Here is a 26,043-nt window from a genome sequence, read left to right as displayed (position 1 = left end):
TCCCCGGCCGATCCGCTCAAATGCAGCTCAAGTCGCTTGTCAGGGGCGTCTTGTGGGCGTCATGGTCGGAATCGCCATCGACCCATGGCATCACAGGGGGAACGATCACATGAAGACCATGAACACGATGCGGAACCGGCTGACGGCGTGCGCGGTCACCGCGCTGCTCGCGGGCGCGGCGACCGCCTGCACGTCCGACGGCGGGACACGCACCTCGGCCACCGCGCGCCCGGCCGCGACGACGGACGCCTGCGCGACGGCCGGCACCTACACGTGGTCCGGCGTCGGGCAGCGGGAGGTCCTGACGGGCGTCGCGGAGAAGCAGACGTTCGAGGAGAACGGCGGGAAGCTCACCCAGCCGCTGAAGCGGCTCCACACGCCGCGCACCGAGGCGACGACGGTGAAGGGGCCGAAGATCGACGCGGGGGCCGTACTGCGCTCGCTGGGCGCCCACATCGGCGGCGGCGGCGAGGACTCGGTCTTCTCCGAGGCGGGCCGCCCCGCACCGGAGCTCGACGAGGAAATCCACAGCACCTCGGGCCCGGGCACCCTCGTCGCGTACACCTATGTACGGGTCGTCACGGGCGAGTTCAGCCGCGCCTGCCCCGGCGGCGAGCCCAGCACGGGCCGCGCCACGAGCTGGGTCGGCGACGGCACGGGGGTCCTCGAATGCGACCAGCCGCGGGCCGCGCTCAAGGACAGCGAGCCGGCCCTGGAAGCGGCCCTCCTGTCCTGCGGGCCCGACGCCCCGGCCGCCAAGGGCTGACCGACCGGAGGCGCCCCGGCACGACCGCCGGGGCGCCCACGCCCCGGGCTCTCCTCAGCCCGCCGGAACCCTCCGCAGCTCCAGCCGGCCGGACGCGTCGTCGATGTCCCAGCGGACGTACAGCCCTCCTGCGCCGTCCTCGCCGGACACGCGCACCATGCCGATCAGGGCGTACGAGGGCCGGTCGAAGTCCAGGTCGATGCCCTGGTCGGTCTCCCCGTCCTCGCTGAAGGACCAGCGCCCGCAGGAGTCGACCGGCTGGGCCGGGGCCTGGTCGATCGGGAACGCCCGCGCGCAGAAGGTCCCGTCGGCGCGGAACTCCAGGCGCTCGCCCTCCGGCCCCTCCCACCCGCCGGCGAGCCGGTCCGCGGTGATGGTGCCCGCCTCGAACGGTCCCCACCCCAGGACGGCGGCGCCCGCCGCCCCGGCGGCGAGCAGCACCCCGACGGCGACGGCGATCCGCCGCCCGCGCCGGAGAGCGCCCGCGGCGGGCTCCTCCTCCGCTGCCGTCCGGTCGACGCCCCACCCCGGTCCTGTCACGTCCGCCGCCCCCCTCGTCCCTGGCGCGCATCCTAGACCCGGCCCACGCAGCGCTCACCGGCGGCCACGGTCACGCCGCTGGCGGAACGGGCGGCTCTCCGGCAAGATCATCCGCATGATGTCCGTAGTGCAGAACGTGGCGATCGACTGTTCGGACGCGTACCGGCTGGCGCGGTTCTGGAGCGAGGTGACCGGTGCGCCGCTGCACCCGGACGACGCGCCTGGTGCCCCTGAGACGCAGGTGCTGCTGCCCGAGGGCCCGGTCCTCTACTTCAACCAGGTGCCGGAGCCGAAGACGGCCAAGAACCGGATCCACCTGTGCCTGCGCCCGACGACCACGCGCGAGGAGGAGGTCGAGCGGCTGACGGCGCTCGGCGCCACCCTGGTGCACGACCTGCGGGAGCCCGGCGGCGCGGGCTGGGCCGTCCTCGCGGATCCCGAGGGCAACGAGTTCTGCGTCCTGCGCAGCGACTCCGACCGCGCCGCGACGACCGCCGGCACGGACGTTCCCTAGGCCGTCTCCTCCGGACCCTGCCGGGCTCGCCCCGGCAGGATCCGCAAGAGACGGCCTAGCCGTTCGGCCGGCCGCAGTCGTGCGCCCTGAAGGACCGCTTCGGGGCCCACCCCTCCGTGCCGGCGCGGAGCCCCGCGCGCGACCGCGCGTCGAGGCGCACCCGGTACCAGTCGCCGGACTCCCGGAGCACGGCCACGTCGTCCCCGGCGCGCAGCACCCCCAGGGAGTCACGGGAGTCACGGGGACCGGTGCGGAGGGCGACCGTGCCGCCGGCCTCGTGGCCGCAGGGATCGGACCGCTCGGGGGCGGCGGGGGCGGGGGCGACCGCCGCCAGGAACACGGCTGTCAGGGCCACCCCGAGCATCGACGTCATGCGCATGCCCCGGCAACGGGCCGTGCCTGTACGGGTGTCACGGGCACGGCCGAACTCTCACCCGTTCGAGGGACACTCCAGGTCCGGGTCCTCCGTCGGCTCACGGTCGTGGTGGTCCTCGCGCAGCGCGCCGGCCACCTCGGAGACGTGCTGCGCCTGGCCGGCCGAGAGCCGCCGCGCCGCCCACAGCAGCTCCGCGGCGTACGTGGCCTCCGGGAACGGCGGGTCCGGCGGCCCGGGCAGGGGAACACCCGTCATGGCGGCCAGTTCACCGGCGTCGATGCCCAGCACGGCGGCGAAGTCCGTCACCAGACGCGGGGTCAGCTCCATGCGCCCGGAGCCGATCACGCCGTAGGTGGCGGCCGACAGGTAGGTGGGCGTCACGTACGCGAGGGCGTGCGCCATGCCCGTCCGGCTGAGGTTGCGGTACTGGAGCATGCGGACGATCCAGCCGCCCGGTCCGTCGGCGAGGGGCGCCAGCGGCTGCGGGACGAAGGGGGCGCGCCGTTCCTCCTGCGGCAGGGAACGGACCAGCCGGAGCAGCGCGCGGCGCTCCGGCTCGGGGAGCCGCGCGGCATCCCCCACCGTGATCCACGCCCACTGCGCGGCCGTGGCGTCCAGCGGCGCCAGGTCGTCCGGGACCGTCCGCCCCGCGAGGACGAACAGGTCGACGGCGTGGAGGCCGAGGGCGGGTCCGAGCCGCCGGAGCAGGTCGTCGCCGGGGCTCCGCCCCGCGAGCACCGCCCGGACCTCGTCCGCCGTGGCCCCGGCGCGGTCGGCCGTCTCCCGTGCGCCGGCTCCCCGGTGGTCGAGCAGCCGGGTCAGTGTCGCGCCGAAGCCGGGGTGCGGTGGGGTGGTCATCGCTCAGCCTTCGTGGGTGGGGAAGGAGCCGGGGAAGAGCGCGGCGGTGGTGCGGTGGCGGTAGTCACGGGTCGCGTACGCCGCCTTCATACGGTCGAAGACGTCCTGGGCCCGGGTGCGCCAGGCGGCTTCGTCGACACCGGGGACGGTACCGCCCGCGAGGACGGTGCGGCCGTTGATGACGACGGTGTCGACGTCGGCGCCCGAGGCGTTCATCAGCAGCGTGCGGACGGGGTCGTCCACCGGACCCGTCCGCGGCCCGTCGAGGCGGACCACGACCAGGTCCGCCAGGGCCCCCGGCGCCAGCCTGCCCAGGTCGTCGCGGTCCAGGGCCCTGGCGCCGCCCAGGGTCGCCGCGCGGTAGTAGTCGGCCGCGCTGCCCGCGTCCAGGCGGCGGGTGGTCAGCTTGGACAGGTTCGTGCCGTAGTCCATGGTGCGGATCATGTCCGGCGGGAACGAGTCCGTCCCCATCGCGATGTTCACGCCCGCCGCGCGGTAGCGGTCGAAGTCCTCCAGCGCCGCGCCGTAGCGGACCATCGTGTGCGGACAGTGGACGATCCCCGCGACCGACGCGAGCTCCTCCAGCTCACCGGCGTACGGGGAGTCCACCTCGCTGTGTCCGCCGATGTAGATCGCGTGCGGGATGAGCAGGCGCCGTCCCAGCAGGCCCGTCTCCTTCAGCAGGGCCAGCGGGGTGGCGCCATGACGGTCCGCCAGCTCGCGCAGCTCTCCCGTGCCCTGGAGACAGTGGAGCCGCACCAGGCAGTCCAGCTCCTCCGCGGCCCGCGCCGTCGCCCGCATCAGCTCCGGCGTCAGCGTCTCGATCCGGCAGGGCAGCAGCGCGCCTCGTACCAGACCGTCGTGCGCGCCGTCGAAGTCCCGCACGAAGCGCACCGCGTCCGACAGACCCCGCTCGCCCCTGCCCTCCTGCCACCAGATGTCCCGGCCGCCCTCCGCGGTGACCACCGGGACACCGGACCGGTAGCTCGGGCCCAGGTACATGCGCAGGCCGAACCGGGCGGCGCTGTCGGCCGTCCGCGCCATGTCCTCGTACGTCTCCGCCCAGTCGGAGTGGGTCTCCGCCGCGATCGGCATCGCCGTCGTGATGCCGTTGCGGATCAACTGCGTGAGGGCGTACTCACGGATGAACGCCCTGTCCTCGGCGTCGAACACCGCCACCGGACCGGACCGCGCGTACTCCTCCGACCACTGCAGGCCCCGCCCGTCGGCGTGCCAGGTGTCCAGGAGGGCGTGGTCGATGTCGGCCAGCGCGTCCAGGTCCACGAAGCCCGGGCCCACCAGGGCCCGTCCGGCGTCGATGACCTCGCCGCACCGCGCCGGGTCGTAGCCCCGGCCCACGAACACGATCCGGGAACCCTCGTACACCACCTGGCCGTCGCGGATCAGGACGTGGTCGTCGGCCCGGGGGTCGTAACCGACCACGTGGCTCGCGGTGACGAGGGTGCGCATGCGGGGCTCCCGTCTTCGTGGGGGTGCGGGGTGAGCGGGTCGATCGGTGGTGACCTGCGGGATTATCGCGCGTGAGGCTCGGGGGCCGGGTGGCGGGGCGGGGGGTCGGTGTCCCGTCACCGGGCGCGGGGTTCACGCCAGGACGCGCAGGACCTCCCGGGCCGCGGCGGGGATCGGGCCGACGACCGGGACCGGGAAGCGGTGGCGGAGGGCCTCCGCGGCCTCACCGAGGGGGCCGCCGCCGATGACGACGGCTTCGGCGCCGTCCTCCCGGACACAGAGGTCGACGGCCTCGGCGAGGCGTTCCGTCATCTCGGCGGGGGTGGCGGCCAGCCGGCGGGGGTCGCCGGGGGTGAGGCGGACGCCGGCGTACTGGCGCGACCAGCCGAGGCGGGTGACGCGCGCGCCGATGGCGGCGACGAGGCCGGGGGTGGTGGTGGCGATGCCGAAGCGCCGGCCGTCCGCGCCGGCCTCCCGCAGGGCCGCCTCGGCGATGCCGACGACGGGGACGGAGGTGCGGGCGCGGAGCTCCTCGACGCCCGGGTCGCCGAAGGCGCTGACGACGAGGGCGGCGACGCGGTCGCCGGCCGGTCCGGCGAGGAGCCGGTCCGCCGCGTCGAGGACGTGGTCCGCCGACGCGCGCAGGACCTCCTCGTCGACGAGCATGGGCGGGCCGGCGGCGACGGTGATCCCCTGGACGTCGTAGCCGTCCTCGGGGCGCAGGGTGCGGCGGGCGATGGCGGCCATCATCGCCGTGGTGTCCGCGTCGGTGTTGGGGTTGATGAGCCCGATGAGCGTCATGCGCCGGTGTCCTTCGTCGTTCGGTTTCGCGGTCGCGGTCGCGGTCGCGTCAAGGGCTCGGAAGCCTCTGCATCCGGGGACTGGATACCATTTTCCGTACCGGGGAAGCCGTAATCCGGGCATGACAGGTGCCCGAAGCGGCGCACGGGACCACCGGAGCGATGGCATCCGCATGCCGGTATACGAAACCGCGGGGCGAGCGGGCGTATCCACCGATCGGATGACCTCCGCCTCGGCCGTCCGCCCGCATGCTGGAACCGCCGGGACGACGGGAGAGGCCCGGCACCGCGCCCAGGATGGAGTGCGCCGGGCGAGAGCGCGCCGGCCGGACCACCGCCCGCCGCGCGTCCGATGAACCCTTCACCTCCGAGGAGCACCGTGTCCCCTGCCGACCTGGCCCTTCGGTCCGCCGTACGGAACGACGACGCCGACGCGGTGCGCGCCGCGCTCGCCGCCGGAGCCGTCGTCGAGCGCCGTGACGAGCACGACCGGACGCCGCTGCTGCTCGCCGCCGCGGGCGACCGGGTGGCCGCCGCCCGGGCCCTGGTGGCGGCCGGCGCCGACCCGAACGCGCGGGACGACCGCGAGGACACGCCGTGGCTGATCACCGGCGTGACCGGCAGCGTCCCGATGATGCGGGTGCTCCTCGCCGCGGACCCGGCGCCCGACGTGACGCTGACCAACCGGTTCGGCGGCACCAGCCTCATCCCCGCCGCCGAACGCGGCCACGTCGACTACGTACGGGCCGTGCTGCGCGCCACCGACATCGACGTGAACCACGTCAACCGGCTGGGCTGGACGGCGCTGCTGGAGGTGGTCGTGCTCGGCGACGGCACACCGGCGTACCAGGAGATCGTGGAACTGCTCATCAGCGCCGGCGCCGCTCCCCACTTCCCGGACCACGAGGGGGTCACCCCGCTCCGGCACGCCGAGCGGCGCGGCTTCCGCGAGATCGCGGGACTGCTCGCGGCCGTCCGCTGAGCCCGCCGGCCCGGCCCGTCCGTCACACCGGGCGGTCGAGGACCCCGGTGACCACGGCGTGCAGGTGGCGGCGGAAGCGGTCGAGGGTGGGGAGGTCGCGGGGGCCGAGCCGGCGGCCGGAGGAGTCGATGACGCCGGCCTGGGCGAAGGAGTGGGCGGTCCACACGATGGTGAAGACGAGCGGCTCGACGTCGGCGTCCGCGCCGAGCCCCGCGCGGTCGAGGACCACGCGGACGGCGGCCGCGACCTCGGCGACCAGCGGTCCGGCGAACTCGGTCTCGATCTCGGCGAGTTCGGTGCCCTCCGCGAGCCAGCGGCGCATCCAGAGCGCCGGCACCTCGGGGTGGTCGAGGCAGAACGCGAGATAGGAGTCGACGAAGTCGAGCAGCCCGGCGCGGGTCCCCTCCGGCGTCGGGCCGCAGGCGTCCAGCCGGTGGAGGGCGGCGGTGACGGCCTCCCGCTGCGCCAGGTGGGCGCGGCGCATCACGGTGCGGTAGAGCTCGGGTTTGGCGCCGACGTGGTAGGCGACCGTGGCGATGTTGAGCCCGACGGCCTCGCCGATGGCGCGGGTGCTGGTGGCGTCGTAGCCGCGTTCGGCGAACAGCCGGGTGGCGGCGGCCAGGATGCGTTCGCGGCTGTGGCCGTCGTCGGGCTGACTGCTCATGCGCCCGAGGCTACCGGACGTGACCGAGCCGGTTCAATCAGCTGCCGGAGAGCGTTTGCGCAGGTCAGAGACGATTGCGCTGCTCTCCATCATTCGATTGAATGAGCGCCCTCGACGAAGGGAGGGCCGGGCATGGGCTCGACGAGGGTGGCGGTGATCGGTGCCGGGGCGGCGGGGCTCGCCGCGGCCAAGGCACTGCTCGACGAGGGACTCGACGTCACCGTCCTGGAACGGGGCTCCCGCCCCGGCGGCCTCTGGGCGGGGGACGGCACGGGGGCGGACGCGGGCGGCGGATCGCCGGCCTACGACAGCCTGCACCTCAACACCAGCAAGGGACGCACCGGGTTCGCCCGCTTCCCCATGCCGGAGGAGTGGCCCGACTACCCGTCCGCGGCCCTGGTCGCCGGCTATCTCGCGGAGTACGCCGACGTCTTCGGGGTCACCGCGCGCATCCGCTTCGGCGCCCACGTCACCTCCGTCCGCCGCGCCGACGCCGGCTGGGAGGTCACGGCCGGCGGCGACCCGGAACCGTACGACGCCGTCGTCGTCGCCAACGGGCACAACAGGGACCCCAAGTGGCCCGCCCCCGCCTACCCCGGCACCTTCCACGGCACGCAGCTGCACGCCCACGACTACCGCACCCCCGACGTCTTCGCGGGGCGCCGGGTGCTCGTCGTCGGGATGGGCAACTCGGCCATGGACCTCGCCGTCGACGCCTCGTACGTCTCCGACGGGCCGGTGCTCCTGTCGGCCCGGCGCGGCACCCACATCGTCCCCAAGTACCTCTTCGGCCGCCCCGCCGACGCGACCGGCGGCGCCCTCGCCGTGCTCCCCTGGCGGATCCGGCAGACGGTCGCGCAGGCCGTGCTCCGGCTGGCCGTGGGCACCCCCGAGCGGTACGGACTGCCGCGTCCGGCCGGAGGGCTCTTCCAGGACCATCCGACGATCAGCGACACGATCCTGCACCGGCTCACCCACGGCGAGGTCGTCGCCCGCCCCGGCGTGGCCCGCCTCGACGGCGGCCGGGTGGTCTTCACCGACGGCACCTCCGAGGACGTCGACGTGATCGTGTGGGCCACCGGCTACCGGGTCACCCTGCCGTTCCTCGGCCCCGAGTGGCGGGGTGACGACCCCGAGGCGCTCCCGCTCTACCGCCGGGTCTTCCACCTCGACGACCCGACGCTCGCCTTCGTCGGCCTCATGCAGTCCACCGGCGCCGCGCTCCCCGTGGTCGAGGCGCAGGCCGAACTGGCCGCCGCCTACCTCTCCGGCCGTTACGCCCTGCCGTCCCCGGACGCGCAGCGGGCCTCCGTCGCCCGCGCCCACGCCGCCGCGGTACGCCGCTGGGGCGACCGGCGGCCGATGATGCGGGTCGACTTCGACCGGTACGTCGCCGAGCTTCCCCGCGAGATCCGCGCGGGAGTCCGCCGGGCCGCCCGCGGCGCCGGCGTCCCCGCCCCCACCCCGAAGGCGCAGGCATCCGCATGACGTTCCGACTCCCCCGCCGGCACCACGACCCGCGCGGCCGGCGCGTCCTCGTCACCGGCGCCTCCGGCACCATCGGCCGCGCCCTGGGCGAGCGGCTGGCCCGGGCCGGCGCCCACGTGGTCGGACTCGACCTGCGTCCGGCCGGCGACGAGCCGTTCCCCGTGATCGCCTGCGACGTCACCGACGACGCGTCGGTGGCCTCCGCCGTCGCCGAGGCGCTCACGGTCCTCGGCGGGCTCGACGTCCTGGTGAACAACGCCGGGACCGGCGGACCCGCGCCCGCCGAGTACGCCCCCGGCGAGGAGGTCCGCCGCCAGCTGGAGATCAACCTGCTCGGCACCTGGCGGGTGACGGCCGCGTGCGTCGGCGCGCTGGTCGCCGCACGGGGGCGGGTGGTCATGGTGGCGTCCCGGATGGCGGTGATGCAGCTCCCGCTCGCCGCCGCGTACGGCGCGTCCAAGCGCGCCATGGTCGCCTACGCCGACGCGCTGCGCCTGGAGCTCGGCACCCACGTCGCCGTCAGCTGCGTGTACCCCTCCGCCGTGCGGAGCCCGATCCACGACGCGACGAGGGCCGCGGGACTCTCGCTGGAGGGGATGAGCGTGTACGAGCCGCTGGACGGCGTCGTGGACGCGCTCGCCGGGACCGCGCTGGCGGTCCGGCCCCGGCGGGACGTGACGACGACCCGCAAGGGCGCGGTGGAGTTCTTCCTGGCCCGCCATCTGCCCGCGCTCACCGACCGGATCGTGGCCCGGACGCTGTCCGCGCGGGCGGCGGCCGGCGCCTTCGAGGGGGCCTCCCTGGCGGCGGGTGTCGTGGAGCGTCACGGGGGCCGGCCATGAGCGCCCCGGTCCCGGCCGCCGAGGCCACCGGGACGCCGGCGCGGGCGGGCCGGGGGACGCTCGCGCTGTACGCCTCCGGATCGATCGGCATGGGTGTGTGGGTGACCGTGCCGGGCCTGCTGCTCCTCTATTTCCTCACCGACGTCCTCGGGGTGCCCGCCTTCCTGGCCGGCCTGACGCTGCTGCTGCCCAAGGTGGCCGACATCGTCGTCCATCCGCTGCTGGGCTCGCGGTCCGACCGGGAGGCGCGCCGCTTCGGCCACCGCCGCCGGATGATGCGCGCCGGGGTGCTGCTCGGGGTGGCGATGGTGGCCCTGTTCAGCGTGCCGCCGGCCCTGGCCGGCGCGCCGGCGGCGCTCTGGGTCGGGTGCTGGTTCACGGTGGGCAATCTGCTCTTCGCGGGCTTCCAGGTGCCGTATCTGACGACCCCTTCGGATCTGCGGGTCGGCTACCACGAACGGACCCGGGTGTTCATGTTCCGCATGGTGCTGCTGACGCTCGGGCTGCTGGGCGCCGGTGTCGCCGCGCCGGCCCTGGTGGCGGCCGGCGGACGGGGCGACTACGCGCTGATGGCGCTGCTGCTCGCGTCGGCGATGGGCGTCTCGGCGCTGGTCGCGCTGGTGGGGGTGCGGCGGCTGACCGGCACGTGCGGGTTCCGGGTGCCCGACGAGCGGGCGGGGCACGCGGCCCTGGCCGATCTGCGGGTGGCGTGGCGGGACCGCGACTACCGGGCGCTGGTCCTGTCGTACCTGTTCACGGGGACGACGACGCACCTGTTCCTGGCGGCGCTGCCGTACGTCACCGCGTACGTCTTCGACGACACCCGGCTGACCGCGCTCTTCATGGGGCTGTTCCTCGCGCCGGCGCTGTTCGCGAGCCCGCTGTGGACGGCGTGGTCGCGGCGGTTCGGGAAGCAGCGCGGACTGCTGCTGTCGCAGGGCGTGTTCGCGGCGGGGTCGCTGGCACTGCTGCCGGGGGCCACGCTCGGCGGGACGCCCGGCGTCGCCGTGACCGCCGCCGTGGTGATGGTGATGGGCGTGGCCTTCGCCGGGCTGCAGCTGTTCGCGTTCTCGATGGTGCCGGACGCGGTGGCGGCGGCGGAGGCGGCGGGTTCGTCGAAGGCGGGCGCGTACACGGGGGTGTGGACGGCCACCGAGGCGACCGGCACGGCGATCGGGCCCTATCTGTACTCGGCGGTCCTGGCGCTGGGCGGCTTCGTGGCGAGCACCGCGGGCGCTCCCGCCGCGCAGTCCGGTACGGCGCTGGGCGCGCTGCTCGTCGGCTTCACCGTCGTACCGGCCGCGCTGATGGCGGTGGCCCTGTGGTTCCAGCGGCGGTACGCCCTGGATCCCGCGGTCTGAGCGGGACCGGGCCGGCCGGACCTCAGGCGTTCCCGGAGGCGGGGGGTCCCGCTTCCGCGGCGGCGCCGGTCCCGGGCGGGGGCGCGGCTCCGCGGGCGACGAGGGTGAGGGCGGCGGCCGCGGCGGCGAGGGCGGCGCAGAGGAGCCAGACGGTGACGTACGCCGATGCGTCCGGGGTGTCGGAAGCGGGCGCGGCGGAGGCGGTGAGGACGGCGGCCGTCACACCGCCGGCCACCGCGCCGCCGAGCGTCTTGACGTTGTTGTAGAGGGCGGTGGTGACGCCCGTCCGGGAGGGTTCGCCGGCTTCGGCGATGACGGTGGGCATGGCTCCGAGGGCGACGCCCAGGCCGAGTCCGGCGAGGATCTTCGCGGCGACGAGCTGCCAGAGGGCGGTGTGGAAGGCGGCGGTCGTCAGGAAGCTCACCGTGATGAGGGCGAAGGACGCGGCGAGCGCGGGGACGTAGCCGGTCCGGCCGGCGATGCGGGCGGTGAGCGAGGAGGTGACGACGGCGGTCGCCGCCGCCGGGAGCGCCACCAGGGAGATCTGGAGGGCGGAGAGCCCGAAGCCGTAGCCGGTGGTGACCGGGTCGGCGGCGAGGAAGGTGGCGTCGGGTGCCTGGCCGCCGAAGTAGACGACGCCGAAGGCGAAGGCGCAGAGGAAGAACGGGGCGACCCGGCGGTCGGCGAGCGCCCGGACGTCCACCAGGGGTTCGGCGGTGCGGAGTTCGACGCGGATCCAGACGGCGCCGAGGAGCGCGGCGAGGCCGAGCCGGACCAGGGCGGTGGGGCCGGGTCCGTCGTCCTCGGCCGCCGCGACGCCGGAGAGGAGCAGCAGCATCGTGGCGCTGAGCAGGGCGGCGCCGGGAAGGTCGAGGCGGCCTCGTGCGAGGCGGCGGGACTCGGGGATGGCGAGGAAGGAGACGGGGACGCACGCGGCGGCGAGTGCGGCCGGGACGAGGAGGGTGAGGCGGACGTCGTCGGTGAGTTCGTGGACGGCGCCGGTGAGGACGCCGCCGAGGAGGGTCCCGAGGGCGAGGGCGCCGACGAGGCGGGCGATGGCGGAGCGGGCCGGGCCGAGCGGCAGCCGGTCGCGGACGAGGGCGATCTCCAGCGGCAGGAGGGCGGCCAGCGGGCCGGTGAGGACGCGGCCGGCGAGCAGCACCGGCAGGTTCGGGGCGAGGGCGACGAGCAGGGTGCCGGCGGCGACGCAGGCGAGGGCCCAGCGCAGGACCCTGCGGTGTCCGTGGAGGTCACCGAGGCGGCCGAGGACGGGGACGCTGACGGCGGCGGCGAGGAGCTGGGCGGAGATCACCCAGGTGAGGTCGGCGTCGGGGATGCCGAGCTCGCGGCCGATCTCGGGCAGCAGGGGGGCGATGCCGCCCTGGAGGAAGCCGCTGGTCAGCTCGAAGAGGACGAGGAGTCCGACGACGGCCCGGACGGAGCCGGATCCGGTTCCGGGGGCGGTGGTGTCCGGCCGGCCGGAGGTGGGGTGGTCGGTGGTGGTCACGCGGGCTCCTCGGCGGCTTCCTGGAGGCGGCGGGCGGCGAGTTCGGCGAGCAGGACGGCGGCGTCGAGGACGGCGCGGTCGTCGAAGACGGCCTGCGGCGCGTGGTTCATGGGGGCGGTGGCGGGGTCGCGGTCGGGCGGGCAGGCGCCGATGCCGAGGTACGCGCCGGGGACCTCGCGCAGGACGAGGGAGAAGTCCTCGGAGCCGGTGAGCGGGCGCGGTGCCTCGAAGGCGTGGTCGGCGCCGAGGAGTCCCCGCGCGGTGCGGAGCGCGAAGGCGGCCTCGGCCGGGTCGTTCTCGGTGACGGGGTAGTTCTCCCGGTAGTCGAGGTGGGCCTCGACGCCGTGGGCGGCGGCGACGCCGTGGACGACGCGCTCGCAGCCGGCGCGGACGGCGGCCTGGGTGGCGGTGGAGAAGGACCGGACGGTCGCCTCCAGGACGGCCCGCTCCGGGATGACGTTGCCGGCGGAGCCGGCGTGCAGGGAGCCGACGGTGACGACGGCCGGGTCGAAGACGTCGACGGTGCGGGTGACCATCGTCTGGAGGGCGGTGACGATCTCGCAGAGGGCGGGGACCGGGTCCTTGGCGGAGTGCGGCGAGGAGCCGTGGCCGCCGGAGCCCCGGACGGTGACGGTGACGGAGTCGGAGGCGGCGAGCATGGGGCCGGGGCGGACGGCCGCGTATCCGGTGGGCAGCAGGGTCGAGGTGACGTGGAGGGCGTAGGCGGCGACGACCCGGGCGCCGGCGGCGTCGAGGACGCCCTCGTCGATCATCAGGCCGGCGCCGCCCATGCCCTCCTCCCCGGGCTGGAACATGAACACGACGTCGCCGGGGAGTTCGTCGCGGCGGGCGGCGAGGAGCCGGGCCGCGCCGACGAGTCCTGCGGTGTGGAGGTCGTGGCCGCAGGCGTGCATCCGGCCGGGCACCTCGGAGGCGTACGGGACGCCGGTGTCCTCCTGGACGGGGAGGGCGTCCATGTCGCCGCGGAGCAGGACGGCGGGGCCGGGGCGGCCGCCGCGCAGGACGGCGGTGACGGAGGTGAGCCGCTGTCCGAGGGTGATCTCCAGGGGCAGTCCGGCGAGGGCGTCGAGGACCTTGCGCCGGGTGTGCGGCAGGTCGAGGCCGAGTTCGGGCCGGCGGTGGAGGTCGTGCCGCAGGGCGATGAGGGTGTCGGCGTGCGCCAGGGCGTCGCTGTGCGTGAACATGCCGGGTATAGTGCCGATCCGCCGGATGAACGGCGTTCGCTTGCGCGGATCCACCGCTCCCGGGTGATCGTTTGCGCGAATGAGCCGTTTCGGGAACGGGGTGGTGGGTGTGCTGGACGAGCTGGACTACCTGCTGGTGACCGCCCTCCAGGTGGCTCCACGGGCCGACTGGCAGACCGTCGGCGAGGCCCTGGGGCTCGACGCGTCGACCGTGGCGCGCCGCTGGGCGCGGCTGACCCGGGACGGGAACGCGTGGATCAGCGTCCATCCCGCCGTCCGGGCGCAGGCACCGGCGGTGGTGGCCTTCATCGAGGTGGACTGCGCGGCCGGACGGCTGCACGAGGTCGCGGCGGAGATCGCCGAGGATCCGCACGTGTTCAACCTGGAGCACGTCAGCGGCGGCCGGGACCTCCTGGTGACCGCCGTCTTCGCCGACCAGGCCGAACTCGCCCGGTACGTGGGCTTCCGCCTGGGCGCGCTGGACGGGGTGGCCGCGTCGCGGACCCAGGTGGCGACGACCCTGCACACCGAGGGGAGCCGGTGGCGGCTGGACCGGCTGACCGAGGAGCAGCGGCGGACGCTGGCGGGCGCCGGCCGGCCGGCGCCGGCCCGGCCCGCGGGCGGACGGCTCCTGGAGGGGCGCGACCTGGAGCTCGTACGGGTGCTGAGCGAGGATCCCCGGCAGTCCGCGGCGCGCCTCGCGGAGCGGACCGGGCTCAGTCCGACGACGGTCCGGCGGCGGCTGGACCGGCTGGAGGCCGAGCACGCGCTGGTGTACCGCTGCGAGGTGGCGCGGGCGCTGTCGGGGTGGCCGGTGTCGGTGTCGCTGTGGGCGGCGGTCCCGCAGAGCCGGGCGCCGCGGCTGGCGGAGCGGATCAGCGCGCTGCGGGAGATCCGGATGTGCGCCTCGCTGTCGGGGCCGTACAACCTGCTGCTCGCGGCCTGGCTGCGGTCGGTGGACGACATCGCGCCGTTCGAGACGCGGCTGGCCGAGCGGTTTCCCGAACTCGTGGTCACCGACCGGGCGCTGACGCTCTGGCCGATGAAACTGGGCGGGCACCTCCTCGATCCCCGGGGGCGGCACCTGCGCGCGGTGCCGCTCGGGCAGTGGAGCGACGCACGGTCGGAGGCCGCCGAGGCGGCCCTCCTCGACCGGCTCCGCACCCCCCGCCCGGCGGCCCCGGGGTCAGCGGGCGGCGGCTGAGGCCGGGCGCGCGGCCGTCGTGTTCGCCCATGCGGATGATCATGCGTGAAGGGAACGGGTTCGGGGAGTGCCCCGTTCGTGACGCGCGACCCCTGTCGCCCGCATGCTACTGGGCGGTAATGTGCGGGCCCGTCCACAGCCTTGGGGGAAATCGCATGGGTGCAGTCACGGCATTCGATCCGGTGGCCGAGCACGAGCGGACGCGGGTCGCGCTGGAGGCCGCCATCGGGCGGCTGGTGGAGCTGGTGGGCGCGATCGGCGACCTGGAGGTCCCGTCGGGGGTGCCCGTGTGGTCCGTCGGGGACGTGGGGGCGCATCTCGCCGCCGTGTACCTCGCCTACGGGTCCGCGATCCCCGGCGAGCGGAGCGGCGCGGGCGCCGAGGGCATCGACTGGGACGCCGTCCTGGCCGGGCCGGAGGGGACGTTCGGCGAGCGGATCGCCGCCGTGAACGCGCTGTCGATCGGTCTGGTCGCCGGTCCGGAGCGGAAGCGGCTCGGCCCGATCCTGGCCGAGCGGGGCGCCGCCTTCCTGCGGGACTCGGCGGGGCTCGCGCCCGACACGCCCGTCCCCGCGCCCTGGTACGGGCCGGGGCGCACCGTACCGCTGGCGGCGGCGACCGGCCTGATGCTCAGCGAGACCCTGGTGCATGGGCTCGACATGGCGCGCGGGGCGCGCCGCCCGTGGCCGCTCGCCGCCGAGGAGGCGTCCCTGGTGATCGGGCAGGCGATGGTGACGATGATGCCGCTCGCCCTCGACGCCGAGAAGGCGCAGGGCGTGCGCATCGCCTTCGACCTGGCCCTGAAGGGCGGTCCGCGGCTCGCCGTCGTGGTGGAGGACGGCGCCGCCACCGTGACCCGGGACCCGGCGCCGCGCCCGTACGACTGCCGGATCACGGCGGCCCCGACGGCCTTCCTGCTCGTCTCCTTCGGCCGGATGCCGCTCTGGAAGGCGATCGCGCGGGGCCGGATGCGGGCCGGCGGCCGCAGGCCCTGGCTCGCCCCGCGGCTGAGCGAGCTGATCACGGCACCCTAGGCCGTCCCCTCGGACCTTGCCGTGCACTTCGGACCTTGCTGTCTCTTCCGGACCTTGCCGGGCGCGCCGGGCCGGTCAGATCCCGATGAACGGCCAGGAGTCGATGTCCTGGTAGCGGACCGGGGCGGGGCCCCGGGCGTCGTCGCTGCCGACGAGGTGGAGCCGGGCGGCCGGCCACGGGCGGCCGTCGAAGCCGTCGAGGACGCGGGCCGCGGCCGGGACGGCGGCGAGGTCCCCGCGCCGGGCGCGGGCCAGGGTCAGGTGCGGGCGCAGCGGACGGCCCTCGTACGGGATGCCGGTCTCCTTCACCAGGGTGCGGACCTCGTCGGCGAGGCGGTGGAGGCCGGGGACGTCTCCCGCGACGCCGCTCCAGAGGACCCGGGAGTCGAAGTGGCCGCCGCCCTGGAGGGAGAGCCCGAGGGGAGGGCGGGCGGCGGCGAGCTCCGCGAGGGGGCCGTGGAGGAGCGGGACGGTGGCGACGGGCAGCTCGCCGAGGAAGGCGAGGGTGATGTGCCAGTCCTCGATGCGGTTCCAGCGCATGCCGGGGTGGGCCGCGTAGGCGGGTGCCAGGGCCCGGGCGAGTTCGTCCTTGGCGTCGTCGGGCGGCGCGAGGGCGATGAAGACGCGGATGGTGGCGGGCTGGGTCGAGTCGTTCACAGGTCGATTCGTACCGTGCCGGTGCCGGGGCCGTGCGGCCGGGTCCCGGTACGGGGGCCGGCGCGGCCCCCGTACCGGTGGTTCACCAGTCGCCGTCGGCGATCGGGGCTCCGCCCGGCGGGGGCGGGGGCGGGCCGAGCGGCTTGACCTGGTGCGGCGCCGGCGGCGTCCACGGGTCGAGGTCGTCGCCGAGCCACTCCCCGACGGGCTTCACGTCGGCCAGGGTGCCGCTGGGGGCGAGGTCGGTGCCGTCGGCGTCGAAGTAGTCGTACCAGGGCAGCCCCGCGCGGGTGTAGGCGGCGCGGTCGGCGGGCGAGGGCGGCGGCTCCTCACCGGTGATGCGGCGCCACTCGGGCGGGGTCACCAGGTGGACGAAGACGCGGGCGTCGGCGGTGCCGGACCAGTCGCGGGCCGGCCGGTCGTCCTCGTACACCTCCTGGCGCATGGAGCCGCCGGCGCCGATGCCCATCGCCGCCGCGGCCTGCGGCGGGGGTCCCGCGGGGGCGGCCATCGGCATCGCGGGCGGGCCGCCGTAGCCGCCGAACGCCGGGCGCGGCGAGCGGGGCGGCGGGCCCGCGGCGAGGATCCGGGCCCGCTCCTCCGCCTGGCGCCGCCGCTCCTCCGCGAGCCGGCGCTGCTCCGCGCGCCAGGCGGCCCGGAGCTTCGGGGCGAGCGGGAACGCCTGGAGCTGGAGGCCGCCGACGGTCTCCTCGCCGGTGACCTGGCCCTCGACGGTGGCGCCCATGCCGAGCGGGACGGCGACGAACTGGCGCACCGTGCCCCTGCCCGAGTTGATGCCGTCCAGCCACGGCTGGCGGGGCAGCACCACGTAGTTCTGCGGGCGGCGGGAGAGCCGCCCGGTCCACTTCTCGCCGGAGATCGCGCAGACCTTGCCGACGCCGACCTGGAGCGCGGTCGGCTCCGGGCTGCCCGCGAAGCTGAGCCACATGGCCTCGCGGAGGTAGACCGGCATCATCACGCCGCCCTTGGCGCGCCACTGCTCGGGCACGGTGTCGGGGTAGTCCTCGACCCGGCGGAGCGGGAAGGTGCCGAGCCCCGGGGGCAGCCGGTGGGTGCCGGTCTCCGGCAGCCGGAGCGTGCGCACGAAGCGCACCCGCACCCCGTCCCCCAGCAGCAGGGTGTCCCCCTCGATCCTCGCCTCGTTGGCGACCACCACGTCTCCCTTCTTCCCGTCCATGTCCGTCCCCCGTAACACGATCGGCCGGAGCGGCCGGTTCCCGTCGGGCCGGCGTGGCGGGCCGCCGCATGGCGCGGCTTGTCGAAGGCCACCGTCGGCAGTATCTTGCATTGCATGGTTCCTGGTAACGCAAAGAACGAGGCGGGGGGCAGGGTTCCCAGCCAGCTCCGCAAGGGAGTGCTGGAGTACTGCGTCCTCGCGCTGCTCAGGGACGAGCCGAAGTACGGTGTCGAACTCCTCGCCGAGCTCTCCGCGGTCAGCGTGATGACCACCAGTCAGGGCACGATCTACCCCCTGCTGTCGCGGCTGCGGCGGGAGGGGTTCGTCGACACCGAGCTGCGCGAGTCCCCCAGCGGGCCGCCGCGCCGCTACTACGCGCTGACGGCCCTCGGCCGGACGGCGCTCGCCGAGTTCGCCGGGGCGTGGCCGCACTTCCGGAACGCCGTCGACCACTTCCTCAACGACCCGCAGGGGGACACCGCATGAACGCCATCGACCACCCGCTCGTCGCGGCCTACCTCGACTCCGTGGCCCGCGAGACCGCGGAACTCCCGGCCGAGCGCCGGTCCGAACTCCTCGCCGACCTCCGCGAGCACATCGAGGTGAGCGAGGCCGGCGACGACGCCGGGATCCGCGCGGTCCTCGCCGAACTGGGCGACCCCCGCACGGTGGCCGCCTCCGCGCTCGCCGAGGAGGGACCGCGCACCACCGCGACGGCCTCCCTGCCGGCGGCCCCGCTGCCGACGGGCCCGCTCTCCGGCCGCCAGGCCGCGCGGCTCATCGCCGCCCTGCCCGCGCTCGGCGGCCTGCTGGTCGTCGGCTCCCCGTTCGCGGGCGCGCTGGTCCTGGCGATCGGCCTCGCGCTGCTGTGGAAGACGCCGCTGTGGGACGCCCGGCACAAGCGCATCGGTACGGCCACGGCCGTGGCCGTACCGGCCCTGCTGTTCCTCGGCGGACTGCTCCTCGCGGCCGGCCGGCTCGGCCCCGTGGAGGTGCTCCTGATCGGCGTGTTCGCACTCGGTGTGCCGGCCGCGGGCGCCATGATCCTGCTGAAGGCGCTCCGCGACTGACGGCCCCGAGGGGCCGGGCCCTCCCTTCCGGAGCCCGCCGGGACGATCCGGAAGGGACCCCCTCTACTCCTCGCGGGCGAAGTCTGCCTCGGCGCGCTTCTCGTCGAGTTCGGACTGCGCGTGGGCGTAGAGGTCCTGGACGAACGCCCTGGCGTCCTCCGGGGAGATCCCGGCACCGAGGGTGAGCAGTCGTCCGGTCCAGGCGGCCAGCGGGTCGCTCTGCGATTCGGCCATGACGTCTCCTCCGGTCTACGGGCCTCCGGTCCTTCGCCGATCGGGGCCCGGTGGAAGGAGGGCGGGCCGGTGCCGCCGTGGCGGCCGGGACCGCCCTCCTTCCATCGTCCGCCGCGCCGGGAGCGCCCGCAATCGCCGGGCTCAGGCCCCGCCGCGCACCCGCAGGGCCGTGTCGCGGAGCCACAGGGCGCTGCGCTTGGGGGTGCGCGCCTGGGTGGCGTAGTCGACGCGGACGAGGCCGAAGCGCTGGGCGTAGCCGTATGCCCACTCGAAGTTGTCGAGGAGCGACCAGGCGAGGTAGCCGCGGACGTCGGCGCCGGCCTCGCGGGCGCGGGCGACGGCGGCGAGGTGGGCGGAGAGGTAGGCGGTGCGGTCCCGGTCGTCGACGTACCCGTCGGCGTCCGGGACGTCGTCGTAGGCGGCGCCGCTCTCGGTGATCACCATGGGCGTGCCGGGGTAGTCGCGGGCGATGCGGAGGAGCAGGGCGGTGAGGTCGTGGGGCATGACCTCCCAGCCGAGCCCGGTGACGGGCAGTCCGCCGTGCGGGAGGCCCCGGGTGACGGGCAGGCCCCGGGCGTCGACGACGGCTCCGTTCTCGTCCGTGCCCGAACTCCGCATCGAACGGTAGTAGTTGACGCCGAGGGTGTCGATCGGGGTGGCGATGGCGGCGAGGTCGCCGTCGTGGACCGGGATCTCGACGCCGTGCGCGGCGAGGTCGCGGATCAGGTCCTCGGGATAGGCGCCGCGCAGGATCGGGTCGAGGTAGAAGCGGAACCCGAAGGCGTCGGCCCGGCGGGCGGCCTCGTGGTCGGCGGGGCTGTCGGTGGCGGGGGCGCTGGTGCCGAGGAGGTGGGTGACGGCCAGGTCGAGGGGGCGGCGGGCGGCGGCGCGGAGCCGCTGGGCGGCGAGACCGTGGGCGAGGTGCAGGTGGTGGACGGCGGCGACGCCGTCGGCGAGGGACCGTCCGCCGGGCGCGTGCACGCCTTCGACATGGCCCAGGACCGCCGAGCAGAACGGTTCGTTGAGGGTGGTCCAGTGGGTGACGCGGTCGCCGAGCCGGTCGTGGACGAGCGCCGCGTAGTCGGCGAAGCGGTGGGCGGTGTCCCGGGCGGGCCAGCCGCCGGCGTCCTGGAGCTCCTGCGGCAGGTCCCAGTGGTAGAGGGTGAGCCAGGGGGTGACGCCCCGGGCGAGGAGGGTGTCGGCCAGCCGGTCGTAGAAGTCCAGCCCCTTGGGGTTGGCGGGTCCTCGGCCGCCGGGCTGGACGCGCGGCCAGGCGACGGAGAAGCGGTACGTGTCGAGGCCGAGGTCCGCCATGAGGGCGACGTCCTCGGGCATGCGGTGGTAGTGGTCGCAGGCCGTGTCCCCGGTGTCGCCGTCGTCGACGGCGCCGGGCACGCGGCAGAAGGTGTCCCAGATGGAGGGGGTGCGGCCGTCCTCGGCCGTGGCGCCCTCGATCTGGTAGGCGCTGGTGGCGGCGCCGACGCGGAAGCCGGGCGGGAGACGGGCGATCAGGGCGTCGTCGTCGGGGAAGCGGTCTGCGGCAGGCATGGGTGGGAGCTCCGGTGGAGAGCCGCGCGGGGGCGGCCCGGACGCCGCGGCGGACGTCCGGGCCGCCCCGTGACGGGGTGGACGGGGATCAGGGCAGGCGGTGGTCGGCGTTCAGCACCGTGCCGCGCTCGGGGCGGTAGAGGTCGAAGCCCCGCGTGTCGCACTGGAGGCCGCCGTTGATGCAGTGGTCGACCAGGGCCTTGAGGGTGCGCTCCTCCCACGCGTTGAAGAAGTCGTAGTGGAAGGAGTAGCCGCGGCCGCTGGCCAGGCGGACCTGGCTCATGTCGCCGTTGACCGGCCAGGCCATCTTGAACTCGATCATCGGCAGGGCGACCGGGTGGGAGGCCGGGCACATGTTGTCGTTGGTGCCGGGCTTGACCACCGGGTAGGCCATGTGGCTCTTGTGGTCGGGGGTGTCGAGGTGCAGTCCGTTCCAGCAGCTGGGCGCCTGCATGCGCAGGTTGAGCTGGACGTCGGGCCGCTCGGGACAGTGCGCGGGGATGTCGGTGTTGAAGAAGCTGTCACCGCACTCCCAGCCCTCGACGAAGCCCTTGTGGCCGCGGAACTCCTGCTCGGTCTGCATCGGGTTGCCGACGACGAACCGCAGTCCCCTGGGGAAGGGCCGGACGCTCCGGTAGTCGGTGACGCCCGCCTTGTAGTAGATGACCTGCGGGCCCACGGGCAGGATCTTCTGGTCGCCCTTGAACAGCGAGGGCATCCAGTACGCGGAGGCGTCCGCGGGCGCCTTGCAGGTGGTGCTGCCGCCGTAGAGCGAGCCGGTGGTGCTGGCGGCGTTCGTGGAGGTGTTGCCCATGAAGGTGTGGTCGTGGGACTTGCCGAACTGGCCCGGGTAGACGATCGGGTCGTCCGGCGCGGTGTGGCCGGCGGAACAGCCGGCCTGGAACTCGTGGTGGTAGGCCGGGGGCGGGGTGTCCGTGGACGGGGTGACGCCGGTGACCGGCGGGTCCGCGGGGATGTACCCGTCCCCGTCGGCGTCGTCGCCCGACGCCTGGGTGGAGGCCGCCATCTGGTGCCCGACATGGTTCGCGGCCGCGGCGACGGCGGGCGGGACGCCGTTCTCCGGGTCCGTGGCCTGGGCCATCGTGCCGATGCCGAGGACACTGGCGATGAGGGCCGTACCGACGAGAAGTGCCGAGAGCCGCCTGGGGCTCGATCTCATGGGGATCTCCTCAGTGGGGTGGGAGGGGTGGTGCGGACCGGTCAGCCGAAGACACCGAACTCGTGGAGCGAGTAGCCCCAGCCGGTGCCGCGCGCGGTCATGTGCAGCCGCACGTGCCGGGCGGTGGCCGCGGACTCGATGGTGTCGATGTCGCCGTTGCCGGCGGTCTGGGTGTGGATCGTGCGCCAGTTCTGGCCGTCGTCGGAGACCTGGACCTCGTAGGCGCGGGCGAAGGCCGGGTCCCAGACGAGCTGGAGGCGGGAGAAGGAGCGGACCGCGCCGAGGTCGACCTGGATCCACTGGGGGTCGGCCCAGTCGCTGGCCCAGCGGGTGTTCGGGTTGCCGTCGGTGGCGTTGCCGGCCGGGCAGGGGCAGTCGCCGTAGGACGCCTGGAAGGAGGAGGCGGTGGTGGGGCGGCCCTGGGCGAGGTTGGTGCCACTGACCGGCGGGGCGACGACCTTGACGGACCTGGTCTCGATGCCGGCGTTGCCGCGGCCGTCCTCGGCCTGCACGTACACCTTCCACACACCGAGCTTCTCGGGGGCGGTGACGGTCAGGGAGCCGTCGGCGTTGCGCCGGTACGGGGTCTCCAGGAGGCGCTTGTCGCCGTTGGCGTAGTTGCCGCTGAGGAAGACCTTGGTGGTGACGGGGTCTCCGTCGGGGTCGCGGACGTCGGCGCGGACGGTGAACTCACCGCCGGCCGGGGCGGATCCGGACGGGGTGACGGTCATGTTCGTGATGACGGGCGGGGTGTTGTCGCCGGCGGTGCTGCCCGTGTACGCCTTCTTCAGGGCGTAGTACGAGAGCCGCTTGAGGCCGTCGGGCAGGAGGTTGAACCAGACGCCGCCGAAGTCGTGCTCGGTGCCGTAGTGGAAGACGGTGGCGCCGAGGGCGACGCCCTGGTGGCCGGTGACGCAGTTCCAGGCGCGGGTGTAGCCCTCGGCCTTCTGCACGTCCGTGGGTTCCTCGGCGACGCCGTTGGCGTCCTTCGGTGTCTCCCACTCCCCCGCCGGACCGGTCTCGGTGATGAGGTACGGCTTGCTGTAGCCGCCCTGCTCCCAGTCCTCGCGGACGCCGCACATGTCGCCGTAGGCGTTCATCGAGTACAGGTCGAGGTCGGGGGCGTTGCGCTTGTAGTAGGGCCAGGCGCCGGTCCAGGCGTCGGTGGAGGTGACCGGGTGGTCCGGGTCGATGGTGTGGATCTTCTTGGCGACGTCGTTGACGAAGGTCGTGTAGGCGTTGCGCTGGGCTTCGAGTTCGGTGCCCGAGTAGCAGTTCTGGAGGCCGAGGACCGACTCGTTGCCGACGTTCCACATCAGGGTGGCGGGGTGGGACTTGTACTCCTCGACCCACTTGGCGAACTCGTTCAGCATGTTCGTCTTGTACGTCGTGTCGGTGACGTAGTTCGCGCAGCCGCCGGAGCCGGGGCCGCCGCCGGGCTGGAGCCAGAAGCCGTTCATGACGCGGATGCCCTGGGCGGCGGCCGCGTCGAGGAGCGGCTTGGTGGAACCGTCGGTGCCCCAGGTACGGATGGTGTTGACGCCCAGGGACTTCACGTCGGGCATGTGGCGGCCGGCGTCGGCGACGGCCGGGCCCCAGGTGACGCCCTTCACGGTGTAGGGCTGTCCGCCGACGGTCAGCTGCCAGTTCCCCTGGGTGCCGGTGACGCGGACGGCGCCGCCGGTCTGGGGCGGGGTGCCGCCCTCCTCGCCGTACACCTTGAACTCCCAGAGGGAGAGGCCGTATCCGCCGGAGCGCGTGACCCCCTGGAGGCGGACGTGGCGGCCGGTGCCGGAGACGGCGATCTCGTCGGTGCCGCCGTCGGAGCCGGTCACGGACTTCACGGTCCGCCAGTCCGTGCCGTTGTCGGAGAGCTGGATGTCGTACGCGGTGGCGTGGGCGGCCTCCCAGTTCAGCACGATCCGGCTGACGGAGGCGGTGCGGCCGAGGTCGACCTGGATCCACTGGCCGTCGCTCCACTGGCTCGCCCAGCGGGTGCCGGGGTCGCCGTCGACGGCGGCGGAGGCGGGGAAGCCGGCGCCCTCGGCGGAGGAGGCGGTGGCCGTCCTGCCCTGGGAGAGCAGGGTCTCGGCGGCGGAGGCGGGGGCGGCGGCGAGGGCCGTCAGGGAGGTGGCGAGCAGGGCGCCGAGGGAGACGAGCGAGGCGGTGGTGCGGGTGCGCTCGCGGACGCGGCTGGTCGTGGGGAGGTGGTGCGCGGTCATGGCGGCTCCAGGACGGACGCGGGGGAAGGGGAGGGTGGTGCCCTTCCGGGCGGCACAGCGGGACGGGTTGCCGCCCGGAAGGAGTCGGTGGCCGGGGCGCGGGGCGCCCCGGCGCGTCGTCACGGGAAGCTGACGACGGTGGACGGCACGGTGGAGGTGCCGGCGGGGATGGTGGACGCCCCGGTGTCGTTGATGACGTGGTTGTAGTGGCCCATGCCGCCGAGGGAGACCACCAGGAGGCTGTGGAACTTCACGCCCGGCTTGACGGGTGCCTTGAAGCCGTGGTCCTGGACGATCGTCGGATCCACGTTGTAGTTGCAGTAGCTGCCGAGGCCCCATGCCTCGTGGGTGTTCACGGAGTCGTCGACCCGGTAGGCGGCGTACCCCTTCGTCGCGCCGTTCTGGATGGCGGCCTGGTTGGGAGCGTCGTACGCCTTCTCGTTCTGGTAGAAGATCGTGCGTCCGCGCTCGCCGTACCACTCGACGTCGTACTTGTTGAAGTGCTCGACGAACAGACCGGTGGCGAGCACGTCGTCGCCGTTGACGCGGACGCCGTAGTCGGCCCGGTTGGTCTCCCAGCCCCAGCCCTCGCCGTGGTCGGCGCGCCAGACCCAGGTGTGGTCGATGATGGTGTCGTCGCTGTTCACGACCATGCTGGTGGTGGCCTTGCCGGCGCCGGCGCCGCCTATGCGGATGTAGACGTCCTGCACGGTGGTGGGGTTGGCGGCGTGGTCCGCGGAGGAGTTCTGCGGGCCGAGCTCCAGGAGGGTCGCGGAGTTGACCGGGCCGGCGTCGATCAGGAAGCCGGCGAGGCGGACGCCGTCGACGTCGGCGACCTTCATCGCGGTGACGCCGTTGTCCGGGATGATCGTGGCGAGGCCGAGGCCGAGCACGATGGTGTTGGCGCGGTTCACGTCGATGGTCCGGTCGACGTGGTAGACGCCCGGCGTGAACAGCAGGTGCAGGCCCTGGGCGAGTGCCGCGTTGATCGTGGCGGCGGTCGCGCCCGGCTTGACCACGTAGAACTGGTTCAGCGGGATCGACTCGCCCTGCGGCGTGCCGTTGGCCCAGCTGGTGCCGCGGGCGTTGACGCGCTTGGCGGGGGCGAACACCTTGTACTCGTTGCCGTCGAGGTACAGGTAGGGCTTCTCACGGGAGATCGGCGTGGTGTCGAGCGTGGTGTAGCGGGGCTCGGGGAAGGAGGTGGCCGGAGCGCCCTCGACGCCGGAGAAGGTCTGGTTCCAGACGCTGTTGGACCAGCCGCCGATGGAGCTCTCCCGGGTGTACCACTGCTGCTGGGAGTAGTTCCCGACCTGGCCGTCGATCTTGGAGTCGGCGATGTAGCCGCCGCTGGCCCAGCCGTAGCCGTTCGGCGCGAGGTTGAGGCCGCCCTTGACGTGCATGCGGCGGAAGGAGGACGCCTGCGAGACGGCCCAGCGGTTGGTGCCGTTGACCGGGTTGAGGGTGAGGCCCTCGGCGCCGCGCCAGAAGTTCTGGGTGGCGTTGCCGTTGAACCAGCCGGCGTCGACGGTCACGTCACCGTTGATGGTGGTGTCGCCGGGGCGCAGGCCGAGGCCGGCGATCTGGGTGTAGAAGCCGATCTGGGCGTTGAGGCCGTTGTACGTGCCGGGCTTGAAGAGGAAGGCGTGCCGGCCGCTGCCGAACTGGGCCGACTCCTGCTCCTGGAAGACCTGGTCCAGCTTGGCCTGGATGCCGGGCGTGGACGGGTCGAAGACGTGCACGTTGGGGCCGAGGTCGCCGCCGCCGGGCAGCGTCGGGCCGGTGGTGTCGGTGGTGCCGTACACCTGGAACTCCCAGAGGGAGTAGCCGTATCCGGTGGCCCGGGTGAGGCCGTTCATGCGGACGTAGCGGCCGGAGCCGGAGAGGGTGACCTCGTCGGTGCCGCCGTCGCCGGCGGAGACGGCGGTGACGGTGCGCCAGTCGGTGCCGTTGTCGGACGCCTGGATCTCGTAGCTCTTGCCGTAGGCCGCCTCCCAGGTGAGGACGGCCCTGCTGAGCTGCCGGCTGGCGCCGAGGTCGACCTGGAGCCACTGGGGGTCCTGCCACTGGCTGGCCCAGCGGGTGCCGAGGTCGCCGTCGACGGCGGCGGAGGCCGGGAAGACGGCCCCTTCGAGGGTGGAGGCGGTGGCCGTCTTTCCCTGGGAGAGCAGGGTTTCGGCGGCCTGGGCCGTGGTGGTGGGGACCACCGCGAGCAGGGTGCCGGCCAGGGAGGCGACGAGGGCGCCGACCATGGAGCGGCGGAGTGGGGAGGCGGGGCGCCGGCGAGCCGGCGGGGACCCTACGGAGGACATGGGTCTCCTCG

Annotated in this window: 25 protein-coding genes; 10 read left to right on the top strand and 15 right to left on the bottom strand. The window is 74.5% G+C overall.

The genetic code is table 11. From position 1 onward, the window contains the following. Positions 1 to 109: 109 nt before the first annotated feature. Positions 110 to 766, top strand: coding sequence for a hypothetical protein (locus tag ACFVU3_RS20820; protein WP_390068108.1), 657 nt, complete (start codon positions 110 to 112; stop codon positions 764 to 766). A 54-nt stretch (positions 767 to 820) separates the two neighbouring features. On the opposite strand, the gene ACFVU3_RS20815 is transcribed toward ACFVU3_RS20820, so the two are convergent. Beyond that, a complete protein-coding gene (locus ACFVU3_RS20815; protein ID WP_390068106.1) occupies positions 821 to 1,306 on the bottom strand; it encodes a hypothetical protein in 486 nt (161 codons plus the stop codon). A gap of 115 nt (positions 1,307 to 1,421) precedes the next feature. Here ACFVU3_RS20815 and ACFVU3_RS20810 point away from each other — a divergent pair, with 115 nt between their 5' ends. Next, positions 1,422 to 1,820 carry a VOC family protein gene (locus ACFVU3_RS20810; protein WP_390068105.1) on the top strand — a complete coding sequence of 133 codons (399 nt, stop codon included), beginning with the start codon at positions 1,422 to 1,424 and terminating at the stop codon, positions 1,818 to 1,820. A gap of 55 nt (positions 1,821 to 1,875) precedes the next feature. On the opposite strand, the gene ACFVU3_RS20805 is transcribed toward ACFVU3_RS20810, so the two are convergent. The 4 genes from ACFVU3_RS20805 to ACFVU3_RS20790 form a co-directional block, all read right to left on the bottom strand. Next, complete coding sequence (locus tag ACFVU3_RS20805; RefSeq protein WP_390068103.1) at positions 1,876 to 2,193, bottom strand: SH3 domain-containing protein; 318 nt, start codon at positions 2,191 to 2,193, stop codon at positions 1,876 to 1,878. Between the two features lie 57 nt (positions 2,194 to 2,250). Further along, on the bottom strand, positions 2,251 to 3,054 hold the full coding sequence (locus tag ACFVU3_RS20800; RefSeq protein ID WP_390068102.1) for a hypothetical protein: 804 nt from the start codon (positions 3,052 to 3,054) through the stop codon (positions 2,251 to 2,253). Between the two features lie 3 nt (positions 3,055 to 3,057). After that, positions 3,058 to 4,524: a chlorohydrolase family protein gene (locus ACFVU3_RS20795; RefSeq protein ID WP_390068100.1), complete on the bottom strand. Its 1,467-nt coding sequence runs from the start codon at positions 4,522 to 4,524 to the stop codon at positions 3,058 to 3,060. A 132-nt stretch (positions 4,525 to 4,656) separates the two neighbouring features. Further along, positions 4,657 to 5,325, bottom strand: a complete 669-nt coding sequence (locus tag ACFVU3_RS20790) for an aspartate/glutamate racemase family protein (RefSeq protein ID WP_390068098.1) — start codon at positions 5,323 to 5,325, stop codon at positions 4,657 to 4,659. Positions 5,326 to 5,676: 351 nt separating this feature from the next. On the opposite strand from ACFVU3_RS20790, the gene ACFVU3_RS20785 reads away from it, so the two are divergent. Beyond that, positions 5,677 to 6,306 (top strand): ankyrin repeat domain-containing protein, encoded by a 630-nt coding sequence (locus ACFVU3_RS20785; protein ID WP_390068096.1) that lies wholly within the window; start codon positions 5,677 to 5,679, stop codon positions 6,304 to 6,306. 22 nt (positions 6,307 to 6,328) lie between these two features. On the opposite strand, the gene ACFVU3_RS20780 is transcribed toward ACFVU3_RS20785, so the two are convergent. Then, entirely contained in the window at positions 6,329 to 6,970 is a 642-nt protein-coding gene (locus tag ACFVU3_RS20780) for a TetR/AcrR family transcriptional regulator (RefSeq protein WP_390068094.1), read from the bottom strand. 132 nt (positions 6,971 to 7,102) lie between these two features. Here ACFVU3_RS20780 and ACFVU3_RS20775 point away from each other — a divergent pair, with 132 nt between their 5' ends. Genes ACFVU3_RS20775 through ACFVU3_RS20765 form a run of 3 tightly spaced genes read left to right on the top strand, consistent with a single transcriptional unit; the run spans position 7,103 to position 10,661 of the window. Beyond that, positions 7,103 to 8,458 (top strand): flavin-containing monooxygenase, encoded by a 1,356-nt coding sequence (locus ACFVU3_RS20775; RefSeq protein ID WP_390068093.1) that lies wholly within the window; start codon positions 7,103 to 7,105, stop codon positions 8,456 to 8,458. Then, positions 8,455 to 9,300, top strand: coding sequence for an SDR family NAD(P)-dependent oxidoreductase (locus tag ACFVU3_RS20770; RefSeq protein WP_390068092.1), 846 nt, complete (start codon positions 8,455 to 8,457; stop codon positions 9,298 to 9,300). The genes ACFVU3_RS20775 and ACFVU3_RS20770 overlap by 4 nt, the downstream gene beginning before the upstream one ends. Then, positions 9,297 to 10,661 (top strand): MFS transporter, encoded by a 1,365-nt coding sequence (locus tag ACFVU3_RS20765; RefSeq protein ID WP_390068090.1) that lies wholly within the window; start codon positions 9,297 to 9,299, stop codon positions 10,659 to 10,661. Before ACFVU3_RS20770 ends, ACFVU3_RS20765 begins: the two co-directional genes overlap by 4 nt. Before the next feature lie 22 nt (positions 10,662 to 10,683). Here the strand turns inward: ACFVU3_RS20765 and ACFVU3_RS20760 are convergent, their stop codons facing one another. Then, positions 10,684 to 12,168 carry an MFS transporter gene (locus ACFVU3_RS20760; protein WP_390068088.1) on the bottom strand — a complete coding sequence of 495 codons (1,485 nt, stop codon included), beginning with the start codon at positions 12,166 to 12,168 and terminating at the stop codon, positions 10,684 to 10,686. Next, positions 12,165 to 13,373: a M20 family metallopeptidase gene (locus ACFVU3_RS20755; protein WP_390068086.1), complete on the bottom strand. Its 1,209-nt coding sequence runs from the start codon at positions 13,371 to 13,373 to the stop codon at positions 12,165 to 12,167. The genes ACFVU3_RS20760 and ACFVU3_RS20755 overlap by 4 nt, the downstream gene beginning before the upstream one ends. A 109-nt stretch (positions 13,374 to 13,482) precedes the next feature. Here ACFVU3_RS20755 and ACFVU3_RS20750 point away from each other — a divergent pair, with 109 nt between their 5' ends. Then, a complete protein-coding gene (locus ACFVU3_RS20750; RefSeq protein ID WP_390068190.1) occupies positions 13,483 to 14,577 on the top strand; it encodes an Lrp/AsnC family transcriptional regulator in 1,095 nt (364 codons plus the stop codon). A 155-nt stretch (positions 14,578 to 14,732) separates the two neighbouring features. After that, positions 14,733 to 15,611 carry a maleylpyruvate isomerase N-terminal domain-containing protein gene (locus ACFVU3_RS20745; RefSeq protein WP_390068084.1) on the top strand — a complete coding sequence of 293 codons (879 nt, stop codon included), beginning with the start codon at positions 14,733 to 14,735 and terminating at the stop codon, positions 15,609 to 15,611. A 75-nt stretch (positions 15,612 to 15,686) separates the two neighbouring features. On the opposite strand, the gene thpR is transcribed toward ACFVU3_RS20745, so the two are convergent. Then, entirely contained in the window at positions 15,687 to 16,268 is a 582-nt protein-coding gene (thpR, locus tag ACFVU3_RS20740) for an RNA 2',3'-cyclic phosphodiesterase (RefSeq protein WP_390068082.1), read from the bottom strand. Positions 16,269 to 16,350: 82 nt separating this feature from the next. Then, positions 16,351 to 17,466 (bottom strand): hypothetical protein, encoded by a 1,116-nt coding sequence (locus ACFVU3_RS20735; RefSeq protein WP_390068080.1) that lies wholly within the window; start codon positions 17,464 to 17,466, stop codon positions 16,351 to 16,353. A 114-nt stretch (positions 17,467 to 17,580) separates the two neighbouring features. Here ACFVU3_RS20735 and ACFVU3_RS20730 point away from each other — a divergent pair, with 114 nt between their 5' ends. Both ACFVU3_RS20730 and ACFVU3_RS20725 read left to right on the top strand, forming a co-directional pair. Then, positions 17,581 to 17,952: a PadR family transcriptional regulator gene (locus tag ACFVU3_RS20730; RefSeq protein WP_390068079.1), complete on the top strand. Its 372-nt coding sequence runs from the start codon at positions 17,581 to 17,583 to the stop codon at positions 17,950 to 17,952. Then, positions 17,949 to 18,536 carry an HAAS signaling domain-containing protein gene (locus ACFVU3_RS20725; RefSeq protein WP_390068077.1) on the top strand — a complete coding sequence of 196 codons (588 nt, stop codon included), beginning with the start codon at positions 17,949 to 17,951 and terminating at the stop codon, positions 18,534 to 18,536. Before ACFVU3_RS20730 ends, ACFVU3_RS20725 begins: the two co-directional genes overlap by 4 nt. Positions 18,537 to 18,599: 63 nt before the next feature. Here the strand turns inward: ACFVU3_RS20725 and ACFVU3_RS20720 are convergent, their stop codons facing one another. The 5 genes from ACFVU3_RS20720 to ACFVU3_RS20700 form a co-directional block, all read right to left on the bottom strand. After that, complete coding sequence (locus tag ACFVU3_RS20720) at positions 18,600 to 18,770, bottom strand: hypothetical protein (RefSeq protein WP_390068075.1); 171 nt, start codon at positions 18,768 to 18,770, stop codon at positions 18,600 to 18,602. Between the two features lie 141 nt (positions 18,771 to 18,911). After that, on the bottom strand, positions 18,912 to 20,318 hold the full coding sequence (locus tag ACFVU3_RS20715; RefSeq protein ID WP_390068073.1) for a GH1 family beta-glucosidase: 1,407 nt from the start codon (positions 20,316 to 20,318) through the stop codon (positions 18,912 to 18,914). An 88-nt stretch (positions 20,319 to 20,406) separates the two neighbouring features. Next, on the bottom strand, positions 20,407 to 21,498 hold the full coding sequence (locus ACFVU3_RS20710) for a DUF1996 domain-containing protein (protein WP_390068072.1): 1,092 nt from the start codon (positions 21,496 to 21,498) through the stop codon (positions 20,407 to 20,409). A 41-nt stretch (positions 21,499 to 21,539) separates the two neighbouring features. After that, a complete protein-coding gene (locus ACFVU3_RS20705) occupies positions 21,540 to 23,720 on the bottom strand; it encodes a discoidin domain-containing protein (protein WP_390068070.1) in 2,181 nt (726 codons plus the stop codon). Positions 23,721 to 23,839: 119 nt separating this feature from the next. After that, complete coding sequence (locus ACFVU3_RS20700; RefSeq protein WP_390068068.1) at positions 23,840 to 26,032, bottom strand: discoidin domain-containing protein; 2,193 nt, start codon at positions 26,030 to 26,032, stop codon at positions 23,840 to 23,842. Positions 26,033 to 26,043: the final 11 nt, after the last annotated feature.

Origin of the sequence: Streptomyces sp. NPDC058052, from assembly GCF_042885515.1 — a bacterium.
Classification (GTDB): Bacteria; Actinomycetota; Actinomycetes; order Streptomycetales; family Streptomycetaceae; genus Streptomyces.
The sequence above is the reverse complement of the archived record's forward strand: the minus strand, read 5'-3'. Positions and strand labels throughout refer to the sequence as shown.